At 40.7% G+C, this 585-nt stretch carries 1 protein-coding gene; it reads right to left on the bottom strand.

Annotated elements, in window-relative coordinates; genetic code table 11:
- Positions 1-120 precede the first annotated feature (120 nt).
- Complete coding sequence (locus EXA13_RS16680; RefSeq protein WP_238134103.1) at positions 121-555, bottom strand: GNAT family N-acetyltransferase; 435 nt, start codon at positions 553-555, stop codon at positions 121-123.
- Positions 556-585: the final 30 nt, after the last annotated feature.

The raw sequence follows: 585 nt of genomic DNA, 5'->3' as shown, positions 1-585 counted from the left end.
TAACGCCCGCTTAAAGGGCAGACAACGTAAAACACCTGCACTCAAACAGGACAGGCATAACCTCAAATGTTCATTCAAACCAAAAATGCCCAGCGTTGGCTGTCCCCATTGAAGCGTTTGTTATGCCTTTGGCTCACGATAAATATTTGGCTGCCAGATTTGCATCAAAACCTCTGGATTTTCAACAGGTTTAAAACCGTATTGAGCATACAGTCCATGAGCGTCCCTTGTCGCCAAAACCATACGCCGTAATCCTTGAAGCTCTGGATGAGTAACTATTGTTTCAACTAGCCATTTACTTAAACCTTTACCTCTTTGAGACTCAATAATAAACACGTCGGCTAAATAGGCAAAGGTTGCTTTATCTGTAATTAAGCGAGCAAATCCAACTTGATGTCCAATTGGATCATAAACCCCAAAGCAAAATGAGTTTGATATGGCTCTTTCTAATATAGCTTTAGGAATATCAGCAGCCCAGTAGCTTTGAGAGATAAATTCGTAAATCACCTTAAAATCGAGCCTATTATTATCTGTACTTATTTCAAATCCTTGCACTACAGTTTCTCCTTGAGGCATAACGCCCGC

Origin of the sequence: Vibrio cincinnatiensis (assembly GCF_022113815.1) — a bacterium.
Lineage (GTDB): Bacteria > Pseudomonadota > Gammaproteobacteria > Enterobacterales > Vibrionaceae > Vibrio > Vibrio cincinnatiensis_A.
The sequence above is the reverse complement of the archived record's forward strand: the minus strand, read 5'-3'. Positions and strand labels throughout refer to the sequence as shown.